We start from the raw sequence: 17,286 nt of genomic DNA, 5'->3' as shown, positions 1-17,286 counted from the left end.
CGGCGGCGCGCGAAGTTCAGCGCTTGCGCGCCCGGGAACCCTCGTCGGGCGGGCCGTCGGGCCCGTACTCCCCCACCAGCCAGTGCGTCGACGACGGACTGAAGATGAGAACCAGTACGGCCAGCGCCGCGACGGCCAGCGGAATACCGAGCCACGGCTGATGGCTGTCGGTGAGCAGTGCGTAGGCGACGGGCAGCAGCAGGATCTGGGCGACGACGGCGATCGCGCGCCCCCAGCGCCGCCCGGTCAGCAGGGCGATCCCGCCGATCATCACGCCCACGCCGATGATGCCGAACCACGCTGCCGTCCCGTAGCCGCTGATCGCGGCTTCCCGGTGACCGCCTGCCTCGCGAATCGCCAGGACGACGGCCACGATGACCGCGATCGCACCCTCTAGCGCGGTGACCGCCCCGGCCACCCGGATCGTTGTCGGCGCCTGGTCGGAATGGGTCTGTTCATCCGGCTCCCGATGCTGGTCGTCGCCTGCATCGGCGTTGCCGCCCCGCTTCGTGCTCACCCGTCCAGCCTATGGGTGAGGACTCGTGCGGCGCCGCTCGCCCCCGCACGGGAAGCCGGCCGGGACGGCCGCCGCACCGCACCGACGACGGGCGGATGTACGTCACACCTGCACACCCAATATCGTGGGGTCTCGTGCGCGTCATGCTCATCGTCAATCCATTCGCCACGGCCACCAGTCCGGCCGGCCGCGATGCGCTGGCGCACACCCTCGGCTCCCGGTTCGCCCTCGACGTCGAACACACCACGCACCGTGGACACGCAGGTGAACTGGCGCAACGTGCGGTCGTCGAGGGCGTCGACGTCGTCATCGTGCACGGCGGAGACGGATCGGTGAACGAGGCCGTGAACGGAATCTTGGGGGCACCGGGCGCCACCGATCCCACCCGCCGGCTGCCGAGCATCGGGGTGATCCCCGGCGGCAGCGCCAATGTGTTCGCCCGCACCTTGGGCATGCGCTCGGACCCGCTGGCAGCCACCGCGCAGATCATCGACCTCCTCGAAGCCGGTCGGTGCAGGCGGATCGGCCTGGGTCACACGCAGGACCGCTGGTTCCTGTTCAACACAGGCATGGGTATGGACGCCGTGGTGGTGCACGCCATGGAGGACAAGCGCCATGCGGGCAAGGCCGCGACTCCTTCCCGGTATCTGTGGACGACCGTCGCGTCCTTTGTCCGCCATGCCGCCAGCCGCGCGTCGTTCACCGTCGAGATCCCCGACCACGAACCGATCACCGGCGTCCGATTTGGATTCGTCAGTAACACCAGCCCGTGGACCTACTTCGGCGACTACGAGATCCGGACCAACCCGACGACCGGATTCGACACCCGCCTCGGCCTGTTCGCGGCGACCTCGACATCGGTGGCGCGGAATCTGCCCCTCGCCGCGCGGCTGCTCACGCACCGCAAGCCGAAGGCTCGGCATCTCCATCGCGACGACGACGTGGCGTGGGTGCGGTTCCGGGCCGACGAGCCGATCGACGTCCAGATGGACGGTGACTACATCGGGGCCCATCAGTCCATCGACTTCGGCTATCGCCCGGAGGCCCTCGCGGTGGTCGCACCCGACGACGAGACCATCAACACGACGGCGAGCACAGCGTAGGGAACCGCGGCCACGGCGAACGACGTCGTGGGCGCCAGCCACACCGATCCGGCCGCCCACGCACCGAAGGCGGCGATCGCGACCGTCTCCTCTCCCACTCCGACCACCGAGGTGATGGTGGCGCGGGCGCCCGTCGGGATGCGGTGCTGCATCATCGCATCCGCCATCACCAACGCCCAGCCGAAGACGCCGAATGCGAAGGCGACCAAGATGATTCCGACCGGATGACCGGAGATGGCGCCGAGCCCCAGAGCGATTGCACCGGCGAGCAGCCAGGGCGCCAGACGACGGGGCCGGAAGTCGGTGACGTCGGTGCGTGATGCCGCATGGCCACCCGCGATGTCCCCGACGGCCACCACCACCATGAGCATCGAGACGCCGGTGGCCGCCGCCGAGCCCGACCACATGGCGTCCGACCACATGGCGTCTGCCAGCAGTGGCAGATATTCGTCGAGAGCCGCCACCCAGGTCAGCGCGATCAGCAGGACGACGACGCGACGCAGTAGACGGTCGCCGCGTAGGCCGGCGAACGCTTCGCCGACGACGATGCGCCACCCCGCCGCGGTTCCACCGCACTCGGGGTCGGCCTCGTCGTGGTCGGCCTCGCGGCGTGGCGGCGCATCCTCGGGCAACATCGCCGACGCGACCGAGCAGACGATGCAGGAGGCGACGCCGGCCGCCCCCACGGCCGCGTAACCGCCCCAGGCGGTCAGTGGGATGGCCGCGGCGGTCCCGAGCAGGACTCCGGTCGCCCCCATCGCCCGGACCCGACCGGCCAGGGCTGCGTACTGCAGTGCCTGCCCCCGAGCCGCGAGGGTGTCATAGAGCAGTGCCTGCAGCGAGCCCGAGCGCAGCGCGGTACCCGCGGCCCACAGCACGAAACCGGCCGCGAAGGCCCCGAACGACGGCCACCAGGTCCACAAGGCGAAGCCCGCCCCGCTGCACAACGGCCCGGTCACCAGCAGCGCTCGGCGTGGTACGCGATCGGCCAGAATCCCGGTCGGGATCTCGAACAGGAAAGAGCATGCCGACCACAGGATGAACAGAGAGGAGATCGAGGCCGCCGACAACCCTGCCCCCGGTACCGTTGGGTCGGCGAATATCACCGCATAGAGCGGATAGAGCGGGTTGGCGTCTTCGGCCAGAGCGGCCACAGAAGCGGCCGCCCTCAGTCGATGTGATGAAGATCAACATCGTCGTCGTGGCATGGCTCACAGAATACTGTGGGTGACGCCAATGCCACCAGTGATCCGTGACGACGACCTGGGAAATCAGGCGAATTCCCCGTAAAGAACGGGTAGACTAGTCCATCGGTGCGCAAGGAGTGCAAGCACCCCCAGGAAATCGGGGTGGTCGCCACAGTGATATTGCACACGTGTTAACGGAACACCATTGACTTCGCCTGGATTCGTGAAAGTATTCACAAGCAACAGTGCGGAAACATTTGGTGGGTCCGCGTGAATTAGCGGTTACAGCCACAACAAACCAGACATGGGAGTTGTCGAGTGGTGCGCAAAACGCACCTGAAGGAGAAGGAATGGACTGGCGTCACAACGCAATCTGTCGCGACGAAGATCCGGAACTGTTCTTCCCAGTGGGAACCAGTGGCCCGGCCATCGCGCAGATCGCTGATGCGAAGCTCGTCTGCGCCCGGTGCCCCGTCACGGCCGAATGCCTTTCGTGGGCCCTGGAATCCGGCCAGGATGCAGGCGTCTGGGGAGGCATGAGCGAAGATGAGCGGCGTGCGCTCAAGCGGCGCACCGCACGAACCCGGACACGCAGCAGCGTCTGAGGCATGACCCCGAGCCGCGCGAGCGGCCATGAAAGAAACCCGGCCGCGGCCGGGTTTCTTTCGTTGTGCGGAGATCTGCCGGCGGCCTGACGTGCTGAGCGAACAGGGTTTCCGTGCCTGTTTTGTCGTAACCCGAACCGCTACCGGACAATTCGGCTCGGCGAACCTGCGATCGGTTGTCGCGCACGGCTAACGCAACGGGATGACGATGTTGACCTCGGTGCCCCAGCCCATCGGGTTCGGGCCCATCGTGAGGGTTCCGCCCAATTCGATCGACACCAGGGTCTGCACGATCTGCAATCCGAGTCGGTCGGACGTCGCCACATCGAATCCCTCAGGAAGTCCGGAACCGTTGTCACGCACCGAGATCCGCAATTCTCGGACATCTCGGTCGGCGACCACCTCGATCTCGCTGTCAGCAGTCGATCCGGTGAATCCGTGCTCGATGGCGTTCTGGATCAACTCGGTCAGCACCATCACCAGCGGCATCGCCAGTTCGGCGGTGAGCACGCCGAGTCGATCGCGGTGGGTCACCCGCACCGTGGCATCCCCGGACGCGACGTCCACCAGGATGGGGACCAGCCGATCGACCACCTCGTCGAGATCGACCTCCTCGTCGACGCTGCCCGAGAGCAGTTCGTGGACCAGCGCGATCGACGCCACCCGGCGGACCGCCTCGGTGAGAGCGCCGCGGGCCTCGGGATTGGTGGTGCGGCGGGCCTGTAGTCGCAGCAGCGCGGAGACCGACTGCAGATTGTTCTTGACCCGGTGATGGATCTCCCGGATGGTGGCGTCCTTGCTGATCAGTGCCAGGTCGCGCCGCTTCACCTCGGTGACGTCACGGATCAGGACCACCGCCCCGGTACTGGCACCGCGGGGGCGCAGCGGAACGGTCCTGAGCAATGCCGTCGCGCGCCGCGCGTCCGCTTCCATCCGCATCCCGACCTCCCGGTAGGGTCCGGTCGGCGGAGCGCTGGTGCCGACCGCCTCGTCGATCATCACCGCGACGTCCTCGGATTCGAACGGGTCGGTCAGCAACGACGCGGCCACCTCGGACAGGCGGGTGTGGGTGAGCTCGGCGGTCCACCCCATCCGGTGGAACGCGGACAACGCGTTGGGACTTGCGTAGACCACCATGCCGTTCTCGTCCACCCGGACGAACCCGTCGCCCGCACGCGGGGTGGACAGGCCTCGCGGATTGCCCTCCAGTTGCGGGAACGAGCCGTCGGCGACCATCTGACACAAGTCGTTGGCCGAATCCTGATAGGCGAGCTCCAGCGGCGACGGCAGGCGCGGATGGGTCAGATCGATGGCACGGGTCAGCACAGCGATCACACCGTCGGCGTCGGTGAATCCGACCGGCACCGCCTCACGCCTGATCGCCACCGCACCCAGCCACTTCGGATCCTCGTCGCGCAACACCCGGTCGGCGGAGAACGCACGTTCGAGCTGCCGGTTGACCGTGGGATCCGCGATACGACCCACCTCGTCGCTCGGGAAGACCGTCGAGGCCGTGTTGGGGCGGCACTGGGCCACCGTGACGATGTCGCCGTTCTCGGTGCGCACCGACATCAGGAAGTCGGCGAACGACAGATCGGCGAGCAGCTGCCACTCGGCCACGAGGCGTTGCAGATGCGCTGCCGCCGCGTCCGACAACGTGGTGTGCTCGGCGAGAAGGTCGGCCAGGGTGGACATGACGTGACCGGCTCAGCGGAGCCGCGACCGCAGCGGTGTCGGCGGGGAAGGATTCGGTGCCACCTCGGACGGACTACTCGTAGACCGCGATGGTGTCGCCGGCCTGGATCACATCACCGACCTTGACCTTGACGTCCGCGATCGTGCCGGATTCCTCTGCGAGGACGGGGATCTCCATCTTCATCGACTCGAGCAGGACGAGCGTGTCGCCGACGTCGACCAGTTGACCGGCGGTCGCCCGCACCTCCAGCACGCTTGCCACGATCTCCGCAACGACGTCTTCAGCCATGCACATAACCTAGCCCACTTCCGACGGCCCCATGACGGGTCCCGGCCGCCTCTCGACGGTGTCTCGGCGAGCCGGGCACCGGTCCCCGACGGCCTCGAGGCGAGGCGATTGGGACCGCGGACCCTGGACATGGGAGAATCGAGGACGCACACAGCACGAAGGAGGTCCGTCATGGGTAAGCGCGGACGCAAGAAGCGCGCTCGGAAGAAGAACGCTGCCAACCACGGCAAGCGTCCCAACTCCTGAGTCGAGCACGACTCAGCCGAGTACGAGCACAACATCCGGGCGCCGGCCGACGACATCACGTCGACAGCGCCCACCGAGACATCGAGAGCATCCACACCGGCCTCGCGAGCGAAAGCTCTGGGGCACCGTGGATGCTCTCGACGTTTCTGGGCGTCGAACGCGAGGTCAGTCGGCCGAGCCGCCGGTCTCGCGGACGATGACGGTCTTGCGGATCTCGATCCGCAGGCGGTCACGCAGCCCCTCGGGCGCGTGTTCGCCGCCGCATTTGCGGTTGATCAGGGTCTTGAGCTGCTGCTCGATGCCGTAGTGGGCAAAACAGGACGGGCAGCTGTCAAGATGCCCCTGAAGGCGCGATCGCGCGTCCGAGTCGCACTCGTTGTCCAGCAGCAACCACACATCGGCGATCACCGCCGAGCAGTCGAGCTGCAAGAACTCCGGATCGATGTCGTCGGAGCCCATCCGCGGCTCCTCGGGACGAGGTGTGCCTGTCATCGTGCCGCCCCGCTCTCCGAGGTCTGGGCGGATCGGTTGAATCCACGTTCACGAGCGACGTCGGCGAGCAGTTCGCGCAGTTGACGGCGTCCGCGATGTAAACGCGACATGACGGTGCCGATCGGCGTGTCCATGATCTGGGCGATCTCCTTGTACGGCAGACCCTCCACGTCGGCGTAGTACACCGCCATGCGGAAGTCCTCGGGCAATTCCTGCAACGCCGCCTTGATGTCGTCGTCCGGGAGCGCGTCGAGGGCCTCGATCTCGGCCGACCGCAAGCCGGTCGAGGTGTGTTCGGCAGTGGCGGCGAGCTGCCAGTCGGTGATCTCGTCGGTGGGGTACTGCGCGGGCTGCCGCTGCTTCTTGCGATAGCCGTTGATGTAGGTGTTGGTGAGGATCCGGTACAGCCAGGCCTTCAGGTTGGTGCCCTCGCGGAACGAGGAGAAGGCCGAGAACGCCTTGACGTATGTCTCCTGGACGAGGTCCTCGGCGTCGGCCGGATTGCGCGTCATGCGAAGGGCCGCGCCGTACATCTGGTCGAGCAGCGGCAACGCGTCGCGCTCGAAACGCTCGGTGATGGCCTCGGGCGTCTCGCCCGGATCGGCTCGACGGGGAGCCTGTGACCCGGCACCCGCCGATTTCGACGCCGACCGGGACGCCTTCGCCGGGGCCGGCTCTGCGCGGTCGATGTCCTGGGGCGACTGATCCTGTGAATCGGGTTCGACCACTACGATCCCTTCGGTGACGGCATGCGCGGAACCGATGTCCGCCGGCGTGACCTTGCGGGACGCCGACGCGATCTTTCCGCTGTCGGTCAAGCTTACCGATGCTGTCGCGGTCGCGAGGCCGCGCGGGGCGACGGCCTCGGAGAACCTGTCGTGAACCGCTGGAGTGGGTGCGAGCAAGCCGGTGGTCATCAGGCTGATCGACCTTCCTTCGGAGTCGTGGGTGGTGCAGTGGTCACGGCGACGATACGGCTCTCGCCCTCGTCGCCAACCGTGTCAACAGACGAACCGCGACAAATGTTCCACGGCGACCGATGCGATTGGGTCCCGACCAGGAAAGAGGCGATCGAATGGCCGCGACGCCTGCGGTGATGGTGCTCGAACGCGTCGGCATCGACCACGCCGTACATCGATACCCACACGACCCCCGCGGCGATTCCTACGGTGACGAAGCCGTCGCCGCGCTCGGCGTCCATGCAGAGCAGGTCTTCAAGACTCTGGTCATCGACATCTCGGGTGCGCTCGCGGTGGCGGTCGTTCCGGTGCCGCGACGTCTGTCACTGAAGGCAGCGGCCGCCGCGCTGTCGGAGGCCACCTCCGGCGGGACCAAGGCACGGATGGCCGACGAGAAATCCGTGACCCGCGCGACCGGCTACGTCCTCGGCGGCGTCTCACCGATCGGGCAGCGGACCGTGTTGCCCACCGTGGTGGATCGAACGGCGCTCGACTGGCCCCTGGTCTTCTGCAGCGCCGGGCGACGTGGCCTGGAGGTGTCGCTGGCGCCGGCCGACCTGATCTCCGTCACCGGTGCCGTCGTGGCCGACGTCGCCACCTGAGGCCGCGCGCAGACGCGCACATCGTCGGGGCCGCGTGACAGCATGGAGATCATGTGCGGACGTTATGCGGTGACCACCGACCCGGCGAAGCTCGCCGCGGAGATCGACGCGATCAACGAGGTCCCGGTCCCGTTGGACCCGGGAACCGGCTCCGGTCGTACCGAGGATTCGTCCACCGCCGAACCGGACGCTGCCGAGTCGAGTACCGACGGGTCGACTGCCGCCGATACGGACACGCCCGCCCGGCGGGCGCCCGGCCCGAACTACAACGTCGCCCCGACCACCACCGTGATGACCGTGGTGAAGCGTCACTCCCCCGACGAACCGGACGACGACCCCGCCCTGCGTATCCGCGCGATGCGCTGGGGTCTGGTACCACCCTGGGCGAAGGAGGTCGGCAAGGGGCCGCTCCTGTTCAATGCGCGCGCGGAGAGTGCGGCCGAGAAGAGCTCGTTCCGGACCTCGGTCAAGTCCAAGCGCTGCCTGGTCCCGATGGACGGCTGGTACGAGTGGAAGAAAGGCCCGTCGGACGCCAAGGGCAAGCCGACGAAGGTGCCGTTCTTCATGTCCCCGCACGACGGCACGCGGCTGTTCATGGCCGGCTTGTGGTCGGTGTGGCGCCCGAAGGGTGCGTCGAAAGACGAGCCTCCGCTGCTGAGTTGTTCGATCCTCACCACCGATGCCGTCGGTCAGCTCCGCGACGTACACGACCGGATGCCACTGATCATGCCGTTCGCGCAGTGGGACCAGTGGCTCGATCCCGACCACACCGCACCCGAGGACTTCTTCGCGCCACCGACCGAGGCGATCGCGGACGCCATCGAGATCCGTGAGGTCGCGCCGCTGGTCAACCGCGTCGCCAACAATGGGCCGGAGCTCCTCGAACCCGCGTGACGCCGACCCAGCTCAGTCGGGAACCAGAACTGCTGCGCCGTCGAATCGTCCGGCCTCGAGGTCGCTCAGCGCGTCGTCGGCTCGTGATAGCGGATAGACGTGCGTGGTGGAGGTGATGCCGTGTCGTGCCGCCAGGCGCAGGAACTCGTGGCCGTCGTCCCGGGTGTTGGCGGTCACCGACCGGATCTCCTTCTCGTAGAACAACTCCCGCTCATAGTTCAACGACGGGACATCGGACAGGTGGATGCCGGCGATGGCGAGGACCCCACCGCGGTCGAGCGCCCGCATCGCGACCGGGACCAGTTCGCCGACCGGCGCGAAGGTGATCGCCGCATCCAGCGGCTCGGGCGGGCCGTCGGCGGGGTCGCCGGCCGACGCCGCACCCAGGGCGAGCGCGAGCTTCCGCGCAGGTGCTCCCCGCGTCATGACGTGCACGCGTGCGCCCAGAGCGACGGCGAGCTGGGCACACAGGTGAGCGCTCGCACCGAAACCGTAGAGACCGAGTCGCGGCGGCACCGTCAGCGTGGTGCCGTCCGACCCGGCGACCGCGCCGGCCCGCTTCAGGGCGCGGTATCCGATGATGCCCGCGCACAGCAGTGGTGCAGCAGCGACGCTGTCGAGGTCGTCCGGGATTCGATAGGCGAAGGCTGCGGGTACCGTCGTGTACTCCGCGTATCCACCGTCGGCATCCCATCCCGTATAGGACGAAGCGGGACAGAGGTTCTCGGCGCCGCGTCGACAGTACGAGCACGTCCCGTCGGTACTGCGCAGCCACGCCACCCCGACGCGGTCGCCGACCGAGAATCCGGCGGTATCCGCACCGAGTGCGACGACCTCCCCGACCACTTCGTGACCGGGCGTGACCTGCTCCCGATGAACGGGGAGATCACCTTCGGCGACATGCAGATCGGTGCGGCACACCCCGCACGCGAGCACCTCGACGACGAGCTCGTCGGCAGCCGGATCGGGTGTCGGCTTCGCCACCCACCGCAAGGGGTGTTGGTCGATCGGCCCCGGTCGGTTCACCACCCACGCGCGCATGTGGTCAGGATAGGACGATCTGGGCCGATACTCAGCTGTAGCGGTAGGCGTCGAGGGGGAAACGCTCCATCCGGCGCAAGGTGCTCAGGGTCGAGTTGGGGCGCAGCAACGCGGCCTCGCCGTGCTGATTGAAGTAGTAGCTGCGCGACGAGGCGCAGTTGCCGTTGTAGAACACCGACGACTGCAGGTTGTCGGTGACCTCCGCGAGGAACGCGTCATTGGCTTCCTCGGTGACCTCGAAGGTGGTTCGGCCGCGACGTCGCAACTCACCGAACAGTCGACGCATGTGCTTCATCTGGCCTTCGATCGTCGTGAAATACGACAGGCCACTGTAGGAATACGGACTGTTGAGCGACAACAGGTTCGGGAACGACGGAATGGTGATCCCCTCGTAGGCCTGAAAACGGTTCTCCCGCCACCACTTCCCGAGATCTTTTCCGTCCCGACCGACGATCTGGAATGCCGGGAAGTTGACGTCCCACAGATTGAAACCAGTGGCGAGCACAAGAGTGTCGACGAGGATCTTCTCTCCGTCGGCGGTCACGATCCCATCGGGTTCGACGCGCTCGATCGAACTCGTCCGCAACGAGACGTTGGGCTCGTTGAACGTGCGGAAGTACGCGTTGGAGAACGTCGGTCGCTTGCAGCCGAAATCGTAGGACGGCGTCAGCGACCGCCGTGTCGCGCGATCGCGCACCTGAGCGCGCAACTGCGCCTTGGCGATCAGCGCCGCCAGGCGATTACCGGGTTTGGCCTGCTTGAAGTGCAGCACCCCGAACACCATGAGCGCCTCGAGTAGGGACGTGTTGACCGTTCGCGCGATCCGCTGCGTGAACGGGACCCTGGCGAAGATCTTCTGCACACCGGACGGGATCGCGAAATCGAGCTTGGGCACCACCCAGATGGGAGTCCGCTGGAAGACCGTCAACTCATCTGCGCTCTCGGCAATCTCGGGGATGAGCTGCACCGCGGTCGCGCCGGTGCCGATGATCGCGGCACGCTCACCGGCGAACTCGTGGCCGTCCTCCCACGCGGTGGTGTGGATGATGGCGCCCGCGAACGAGTCGATCCCGGGAAAGTCCGGCGTATGGGGCTGGGAGAGGAACCCCGTCGCGGTGACGAGATACCGACAGGTACGCACGCCGTTTCCAGTGGTCACCCGCCAGACCTGTTCGGCTTCGTCCCATTGCGCCGTCCGCACGACCGTACCGAACTCCATGTGCCGCTTGAGGTCGTATTTGTCCGCGACATGTTCGGCATACCGTTTGAGCTCGACGCCCGGGGCGAACAGTCGTGACCAGTACGGATTGGGCTCGAACGAGTAGCAATAGGTCACCGATGCGATGTCGACCGCGAGGCCCGGGTAGTGGTTGACATGCCACGTTCCACCGAGATCGTCTTCTCGTTCGAGAACCGCGATGTCGTCGATGCCGAGCCGCTTCAGCTCGATTGCCGCACCCATGCCGCCGAACCCCGCACCGACGATCACCACGTCATGGTCTGGCCGCATGTCCCACTCCCGTGTGACGTCAGAGGGACGTCGTCCCCAGAGTTACTGTTACTCGAGACACACTAACCTTCCGCGCGCTCCGTGGCCAGGGCCCACCGGCCCCGTTCCGGCGTTTCCCACGGTTCTCACCGCGCGCCGATCGCTCTGTGAGAAGTTCGTTACCAGGTCCGCCACCAGCCTTGCCTCCGCGGTAATTGCCCGGTAACGCACCTTCACCACCATCGTTGTGCATGAACAAGACACTTCTCGAGCACAGCCTCGCGCTCGTCGATCTCCCCGATGACGGGCTCACCGTTCGCTTCTACGACATCCTTTTCGCCCGCTACCCCGAGGTGGAACCGATGTTCAGCCGGGAGACCCGGCAGCAGGCGGCCATGCTGCGAACCGCGATCGTCTCGGTCGTCGATCACCTGGACGACTCGGCGTGGCTGTGGACGAATCTCGGGGCGCTCGGTCGACGACATGCCGGTATGGGCGTCACGGAGCCCATGTATGCCGCGGTCGCCGAGTGCATGATCGCCGCGATGGCCGAGATCGGCGGCGAACGGTGGACCGCCGAGATGACCGAGGGGTGGGGTGAAGCGCTCACCGCCGTCGCATCGTTGATGCTCGCCGGCTACCCGGCCGAGGACGACGCCACGTCCGGCGCGGCGTGAACCCGCAGCCGGGCCGGACGACTCAGCCGATCGCCGAACCGTCCCACGACACATCGAAGAACTGTGTCGCCATCAGCTGCTCACGGGTGTTGCGATCGATCCCGAGTTCCTTGCGGTAGTGCATGACGTGCTGGAGGGACAGTGCCGAGTACAACAGCGGCAGGCGATCCCCCTTCTGGTCGTACACGCCGGTGGCCCCGCGAGCTGCCACGAGGTCGGTGTGCAGGTGACGCGGGTGCTTCAGGACATCGCGGAGGACCGCTGCGGTGATCATCTTCTTGCGCCCGGGCGGAACGACGACAAGACCGTCGGGATCGAACAGAGCGGTGGCGAACTCCGGGGCCGAGGCGACGGTGCAGCCCGCCGTCGGGCGGGGATTGCACTCGACCATGTGGTGGACACCGTCGCCCGTCATCAGGTAGTCGAAGCTGAGTTGCCCGTGCCAGTTCAGCGCTCGTGCCACGGTCTGCGCCGTGGCGAGCGATTCGGGTGACTCGACCGACTCGAAGACGATGCCGCCGCGGTTGTCGATCGCGAGTGGGTGTTCGTAACACGAGTGCAGGACCACCTCTCCGTGGTGGACCACACTCCAACTGCAGCGATCGACGCCCTTCAGGTACTCCTGCACCAGCCACGGTTCCTCGGCGGTCGGATGGATCTCGTCGAGGGCGGTTTCACCGGCGAGCGGACCGGAATTGGTGATCACATCCAGACCACCGCGACCGAACGCCGCCCGGGCGAACCACCCATCCCACCGACCGACCGCCGCACGCAGTTCTCCGGCCGTGGTGGCCGTGATCGATTCCGCCACCGGCAGTCCCAGGCCTTGGCACAGATCGGCGAACGAGACCTTGTCGTGCACCCTCGCCAGGATGTCGAACGAGGGAAAGAACAGTTCGAGATCCGGTCTGCCTGCCGCCAGGCGATCACGGTGCGCGGCAAGGTAGAACACCTCCTCGAACATCGGCAGGAGCCAGGTGATCTCGAACCTGTCCAGTGCATCGACGACGGCCGCGACGAATTCATCGGGGTGCTGCGTCGGGGCGGGTACCTCGACATGCCGGCGGGCACCGCGCGAGTGACTGCCCGGCGACGCCGAGAACGTATCGGCGGCGGTGACCTCGTGGCCGGCGACACCGAGTTTGTGGATCTCGTCCACGGCGAAGGGCATCCGGGACGTGGTGGCGAGGACGCGTTCGACCGACGCGGCGGGACCTTCCATCGACCGACCGTATCCAACCGCGGGTCACGACGCTGAGCGGATGCGAATCCTCGGCACCGGCGGAGGCGCCCGCGATGAGGAATAGTGTCCGAGGTGATGATGCTGGGTAGGGGTATGCCGCACGGACACCCGAAATCGGATGGCGACGCGCCACGGAACGCCGCGGGCGTGCGGGCATTCGTGTCCGTGGTCTTCGCGTTCACCGTGGTCATGCTCGGGACCACACTGCCCACTCCCCTCTACGCGATCTACTCCGGCGACCTCGGCTTCGGAGTGACCACCACGACCGTGATCTTCGCGATCTACGCGGCCGGTGTGATCGCCGCGCTGATCGTCTTCGGACGCTGGTCCGACGTGGTGGGACGCCGGCCGCTGCTGGTCGCCGGGGCGCTGTTCTCGGTGGCCAGCGCGATCGTGTTCATCACCGCAGGTCCCGTCTGGCAGCTCATGATCGGACGCGTCCTGTCCGGACTCTCCGCAGGCATCTACGCAGGCGCCGCGACCGCCGCCGTCATCGAGCTCGCCCCACCGGGATGGCGGCAGCGCGCGCCCGCGATCGCGACCGCCGCGAACATCGGCGGTCTGGGGCTCGGACCGCTGATCGCGGGACTCCTCGCCCAGTTCGCGCCCGCGCCGCTGCATCTCCCCTTCGCCCTCGACCTCGTTCTCCTCGTGCCGGTCCTGGTCGGGATCTGGCTGATCACCGAGCCTGTCGAGGTCAAGCCCGGAGCGCGGCTCTCGGTGCAACGGCTGTCGGTGCCGCCAGAGGTACGCGGGGTGTTCCTCCGCGCCTCGATCGCCGCCTTCGCGGGATTCGCCGTGATGGGCACCTTCACCGGTGTGACTCCGTCGTTCATCTCGCACATCCTCGGGATCGACAGCCATGCGGTCGCCGGGACCGTCGTGGCGGTGCTCTTCCTGTCGTCGGCGGCCACTCAGATCGCGGGACGGGGCTTTCCCACCGAGCGTGCACTGGTCGCCGGCTGTGCGATCCTGGTGGCCGGGACCCTGGTCCTGATCGCCGGCCTCCTCGCGTCATCGCTCGTCGCGCTCATCGCCGGTGCCGTCGTCTGCGGTGTCGGACAGGGACTCTCGTTCAGCAAAGGCCTTGCCGCCGTCGTCGCGGCCAGCCCGGCCGAGCGGCGCGCAGAGGTCACCTCGACGTATTTCGTGGTCGCCTATGTCGCCATCTCCATCCCGATCGTCGGCGAGGGAATCGCAGCCGCGCACTGGGGATTGCGCACGTCGGGCGTGGTGTTCAACATCGCGGTCGCCGTCCTGGCGCTGTTGGCGCTGCTACTGACCGCGGTCGCCGTCGCCCGGTCCCGGCGCACCGACGACACCCCGTCACCTGGCTGACATCACGCCCAGCCGGAGCCGACTCCGGCGTCGTTCAGCGCCGCGACGAGACTCGCGAAGCGGGCATTGCCGGCGAGATCCTCCACCAGGACCGGATTTCCGCGGTCGTCGGCGAGCGGAATACACCAGTTCGGGTACTGCGCCGACCCGGTGCCCGGCTGGTTCTGGATGCGCCGCTCCCCGACCGCGTCGACGAGTGCGACACCCAGGAGCGCCGACGGAGTGGCCGCGATGAGGCGGTAGAGCGCCTCGACCGTTCGCTGGTCCGTCCGCGGAGTCCCCTCCTGCAGCAGCCCACGATCGCGCGCCATCGCCAGCACGGCGTCACGCTCACGCGCGTCGCGCGCCCGTTCGGCCTCTTCGCCGGTCTCCAGCAAACCGAGCCGGGAACGCAGTTCGATGTGATCCCCGGCGAGGTGGCCGACGGTCGGCGGTAGGTCGTGCGTCGTCACGGACGTCAGGCAGAGCTGTCGATATTCTTCCGGCGGGATGGCACCGTCGGGACCGTGTTCGAACCAGAGGATCGATGTCCCGAGAATCCCCCTCTCCGCCAACGCATCCTGGACATGACGCTCGAAGACCCCGAGATCCTCGCCGATCACCACAGCGTCGGCCCGCTCGGCCTCCAGTGCCAGAATGCCGATGAGAGCGTCGTGGTCGTAGTGGACATAGGTGCCGTCGGCAGGCCCCATGCCATCCGGAATCCACCACAGCCGGAACAGCCCGAGGATGTGGTCGACGCGCAACCCTCCGGCATGCCGCAGCACGGTCCGGAGCATGTCCCGGTAGGGCCCGTACCCTGCCTCCGCCAGCCGCCGGGGATGCCATGGCGGCTGATCCCAGCCCTGACCCTGCTGATTGAAGCCGTCCGGAGGCGCACCGACCGTTGCCCCGCGCGCCAGGACGTCGCCGAGCATCCAGACGTCGGCACCATGCCGGGCCACCCCGACCGCGAGATCGGCGATGATCCCGATGTCCATCCCTGCCGAGCGTGCCGCGTGCTGCGCGGTGGCCAACTGCTGGTCGCAGATCCACTGGAGCCAGGTGTGGAACTCCACCCGGTCCGCAAGACGACGACGCTGTCGTTTGACAAAGGCCTTGTCCTGCAGCCGATCGGACCACTTCGGATCGTCCGGTGCGTATCGCTCGGCCAATGCGCACCAGGTCGCGAACCGGCGCAGCCCCTTGCCCTCGCGTTTGCGGAAGGCGCGATACTCCGCCGCCCGGACCGCATCGAGTGGTTGTCGATGGATCAACTCGAGGATCGCCATCTTGGCGCGGAAGGACTTGTTGCGCTTAATCTTCCGCGGGTTCAGATTGTCGTCGAAGAATTTCTGCTGGAGCGAGCGAAGCGCTTTGCGCGCGCTCTTGTCCAGCCCCGACAGCTCAGGGATGTCGGTGACTCGGATATAGAGCGGGTTGACGAACCGACGGGTCACCGGCAGGTAGGGCGACGCCTCGATGGGCGCGTGCGGCTGTGCGGCGTGCAGCGGATTGACCTGCACAAAGTCCGCGCCGTAACTGCTCGCCGCCACCTCGCAGATCTCGGCGAGGTCGGCGAAGTCGCCGACTCCCCACGATCCGGCCGACCTCGTCGAGTAGAGCTGTACCGCCAGACCCCACCGCTTTCGACCGGTCAGCCGCTGCGCGGTGGACAGCCGTCGGGGCGTGACGATCAGCGGCCGCTCGGCCGTCGTCTCGGCGACGGGATCGAGCGCGTGCAGCACGTGGTAGCCGGGTGCCAGTTCACGTGGGACCTCGAATGTCGCACGGCCGACCAGGGTCTCGTCGACCTCGCAAGGCTCCACCCAGACATCGACCTGCAACGGGTGCGCGGCACCTCCGTCTTCCGTGGTGATCCATACGTGCACGGGATTCCAGTGCGGAACATGGACGACGAACGTCGATCCGGACCCCTCGGTGGACACCGTCACCGGCGGGAGCATCGTGCGCCACGGTTCGTCGTCGAGAGCGGCGTGCGCCGCGGCGATCTCGACGGCCGAACCCGCCGCGATGCCCAGCGAACCGAGCACCGAGACGATCGTCGTCGAGCTCACGTCGTGATCGAGCTCATCCCAGCCCACGTAGCTCGTTGCCACACCACACCGCCGGGCGAGTCCGGCCAGCTCCCCGCGGGCCACATCGTCGGTCGTCACGTCTGCATCGTCTCAGGATTCGGGCAGGCGCGCGCGTCATCGTCACTCTGCGGGCGCCCGCCGAATCGCTCGGCTAATGTGATCGCCATCACCACAATCGGTGGCGCCGGCGAGCCCCACCGCACCGAAAGGGACACCATGGCCGACACCCTGACGCTCGACCCCGCCACCACCGCCCTCGTTCTGATCGAATTCCAGAACGAGTTCACCAGCGACGGCGGGGTGCTGCACGATGCCGTCTCCGAGGTGATGGACAAGACCGGCATGCTCGCCAACACCGTCGCGCTGGTCGAGAAGGCCCGCGACGCGGGTGTGACGATCATGCACGCCCCGATCACCTTCGCACCGGGCTATGGCGAACTCACGCGACATCCGTACGGGATCCTCAAAGGTGTCGTCGACGGCAATGCGTTCGTCAAGGACTCCTGGGGCGCGACGATCGTCGACGACCTCACCCCGGCCGGCGGCGACATCGTCATCGAGGGCAAGCGCGGACTGGACACCTTCGCGAGCACCAACCTCGATTTCATCCTGCGCAGCAAGGGCATCACCACGATCATCCTCGGAGGATTCCTCACCAACTGCTGCGTGGAGTCCACCATGCGGTCGGGGTACGAGAATGGGTATCGGGTCATCACGCTGACCGACTGCACGGCGGCGACGTCGGTCGCCGAACACGACAACGCGATCAGCTTCGACTACCCGATGTTCTCCGAACCGGTGGAGTCGACGGCGGTCCTGTCCGCCCTCTGA

At 67.2% G+C, this 17,286-nt stretch carries 18 protein-coding genes; 8 read left to right on the top strand and 10 right to left on the bottom strand.

The annotated features are described in order from the left end of the window. Positions 1–16 precede the first annotated feature (16 nt). Complete coding sequence (locus ACPXCG_RS08540; protein WP_425792079.1) at positions 17–424, bottom strand: hypothetical protein; 408 nt, start codon at positions 422–424, stop codon at positions 17–19. Between the two features lie 227 nt (positions 425–651). Here ACPXCG_RS08540 and ACPXCG_RS08535 point away from each other — a divergent pair, with 227 nt between their 5' ends. Further along, positions 652–1,620, top strand: coding sequence for a diacylglycerol/lipid kinase family protein (locus ACPXCG_RS08535; protein WP_425791051.1), 969 nt, complete (start codon positions 652–654; stop codon positions 1,618–1,620). Here the strand turns inward: ACPXCG_RS08535 and ACPXCG_RS08530 are convergent. Then, a complete protein-coding gene (locus ACPXCG_RS08530) occupies positions 1,548–2,774 on the bottom strand; it encodes an MFS transporter (protein ID WP_425791049.1) in 1,227 nt (408 codons plus the stop codon). The genes ACPXCG_RS08535 and ACPXCG_RS08530 overlap by 73 nt on opposite strands. 383 nt (positions 2,775–3,157) lie before the next feature. Here ACPXCG_RS08530 and ACPXCG_RS08525 point away from each other — a divergent pair, with 383 nt between their 5' ends. Beyond that, entirely contained in the window at positions 3,158–3,412 is a 255-nt protein-coding gene (locus tag ACPXCG_RS08525; RefSeq protein WP_161062209.1) for a WhiB family transcriptional regulator, read from the top strand. A 189-nt stretch (positions 3,413–3,601) separates the two neighbouring features. On the opposite strand, the gene ACPXCG_RS08520 is transcribed toward ACPXCG_RS08525, so the two are convergent. Together ACPXCG_RS08520 and ACPXCG_RS08515 are read right to left on the bottom strand one after the other, a co-directional pair. Beyond that, complete coding sequence (locus ACPXCG_RS08520) at positions 3,602–5,107, bottom strand: sensor histidine kinase (RefSeq protein WP_425791046.1); 1,506 nt, start codon at positions 5,105–5,107, stop codon at positions 3,602–3,604. A 73-nt stretch (positions 5,108–5,180) separates the two neighbouring features. After that, on the bottom strand, positions 5,181–5,396 hold the full coding sequence (locus ACPXCG_RS08515; RefSeq protein ID WP_425791044.1) for a biotin/lipoyl-binding carrier protein: 216 nt from the start codon (positions 5,394–5,396) through the stop codon (positions 5,181–5,183). A gap of 171 nt (positions 5,397–5,567) precedes the next feature. Here ACPXCG_RS08515 and ACPXCG_RS08510 point away from each other — a divergent pair, with 171 nt between their 5' ends. Beyond that, positions 5,568–5,642: a 50S ribosomal protein bL37 gene (locus tag ACPXCG_RS08510; RefSeq protein WP_370452957.1), complete on the top strand. Its 75-nt coding sequence runs from the start codon at positions 5,568–5,570 to the stop codon at positions 5,640–5,642. A 165-nt stretch (positions 5,643–5,807) separates the two neighbouring features. Here the strand turns inward: ACPXCG_RS08510 and rsrA are convergent, their stop codons facing one another. Both rsrA and ACPXCG_RS08500 read right to left on the bottom strand, forming a co-directional pair. Further along, a complete protein-coding gene (rsrA, locus tag ACPXCG_RS08505; protein ID WP_223309103.1) occupies positions 5,808–6,101 on the bottom strand; it encodes a mycothiol system anti-sigma-R factor in 294 nt (97 codons plus the stop codon). A 29-nt stretch (positions 6,102–6,130) separates the two neighbouring features. Continuing rightward, positions 6,131–7,054, bottom strand: coding sequence for a sigma-70 family RNA polymerase sigma factor (locus ACPXCG_RS08500; protein WP_425792078.1), 924 nt, complete (start codon positions 7,052–7,054; stop codon positions 6,131–6,133). A gap of 155 nt (positions 7,055–7,209) precedes the next feature. Here ACPXCG_RS08500 and ACPXCG_RS08495 point away from each other — a divergent pair, with 155 nt between their 5' ends. After that, positions 7,210–7,695 (top strand): aminoacyl-tRNA deacylase, encoded by a 486-nt coding sequence (locus ACPXCG_RS08495; protein ID WP_425791042.1) that lies wholly within the window; start codon positions 7,210–7,212, stop codon positions 7,693–7,695. A gap of 51 nt (positions 7,696–7,746) precedes the next feature. After that, complete coding sequence (locus ACPXCG_RS08490; protein WP_425791040.1) at positions 7,747–8,589, top strand: SOS response-associated peptidase; 843 nt, start codon at positions 7,747–7,749, stop codon at positions 8,587–8,589. A gap of 12 nt (positions 8,590–8,601) precedes the next feature. Here ACPXCG_RS08490 and ACPXCG_RS08485 read toward each other — a convergent pair whose 3' ends face one another. Both ACPXCG_RS08485 and ACPXCG_RS08480 read right to left on the bottom strand, forming a co-directional pair. Next, the gene (locus ACPXCG_RS08485) at positions 8,602–9,630 is read right to left on the bottom strand and encodes a zinc-binding alcohol dehydrogenase family protein (RefSeq protein WP_425791038.1); all 1,029 of its coding nucleotides are present in this window, start codon (positions 9,628–9,630) and stop codon (positions 8,602–8,604) included. A 31-nt stretch (positions 9,631–9,661) separates the two neighbouring features. Beyond that, complete coding sequence (locus ACPXCG_RS08480) at positions 9,662–11,140, bottom strand: flavin-containing monooxygenase (protein WP_425791036.1); 1,479 nt, start codon at positions 11,138–11,140, stop codon at positions 9,662–9,664. A 230-nt stretch (positions 11,141–11,370) separates the two neighbouring features. On the opposite strand from ACPXCG_RS08480, the gene ACPXCG_RS08475 reads away from it, so the two are divergent. Then, entirely contained in the window at positions 11,371–11,796 is a 426-nt protein-coding gene (locus ACPXCG_RS08475; protein ID WP_425791034.1) for a globin domain-containing protein, read from the top strand. 22 nt (positions 11,797–11,818) lie between these two features. On the opposite strand, the gene ACPXCG_RS08470 is transcribed toward ACPXCG_RS08475, so the two are convergent. Then, positions 11,819–13,018, bottom strand: a complete 1,200-nt coding sequence (locus ACPXCG_RS08470; RefSeq protein ID WP_425791032.1) for an ATP-grasp domain-containing protein — start codon at positions 13,016–13,018, stop codon at positions 11,819–11,821. Positions 13,019–13,228: 210 nt separating this feature from the next. Here ACPXCG_RS08470 and ACPXCG_RS08465 point away from each other — a divergent pair, with 210 nt between their 5' ends. Further along, a complete protein-coding gene (locus tag ACPXCG_RS08465) occupies positions 13,229–14,377 on the top strand; it encodes an MFS transporter (protein WP_425792077.1) in 1,149 nt (382 codons plus the stop codon). A 2-nt stretch (positions 14,378–14,379) separates the two neighbouring features. Here ACPXCG_RS08465 and malQ read toward each other — a convergent pair whose 3' ends face one another. Further along, complete coding sequence (gene malQ / locus ACPXCG_RS08460) at positions 14,380–16,533, bottom strand: 4-alpha-glucanotransferase (RefSeq protein ID WP_425791030.1); 2,154 nt, start codon at positions 16,531–16,533, stop codon at positions 14,380–14,382. Between the two features lie 138 nt (positions 16,534–16,671). On the opposite strand from malQ, the gene ACPXCG_RS08455 reads away from it, so the two are divergent. Beyond that, a complete protein-coding gene (locus tag ACPXCG_RS08455; protein WP_425791028.1) occupies positions 16,672–17,286 on the top strand; it encodes a cysteine hydrolase in 615 nt (204 codons plus the stop codon).

This window comes from Gordonia sp. DT218 (assembly GCF_049847105.1).
Lineage (GTDB): Bacteria > Actinomycetota > Actinomycetes > Mycobacteriales > Mycobacteriaceae > Gordonia.
This window is presented reverse-complemented; position numbering and strand designations above follow the sequence as displayed.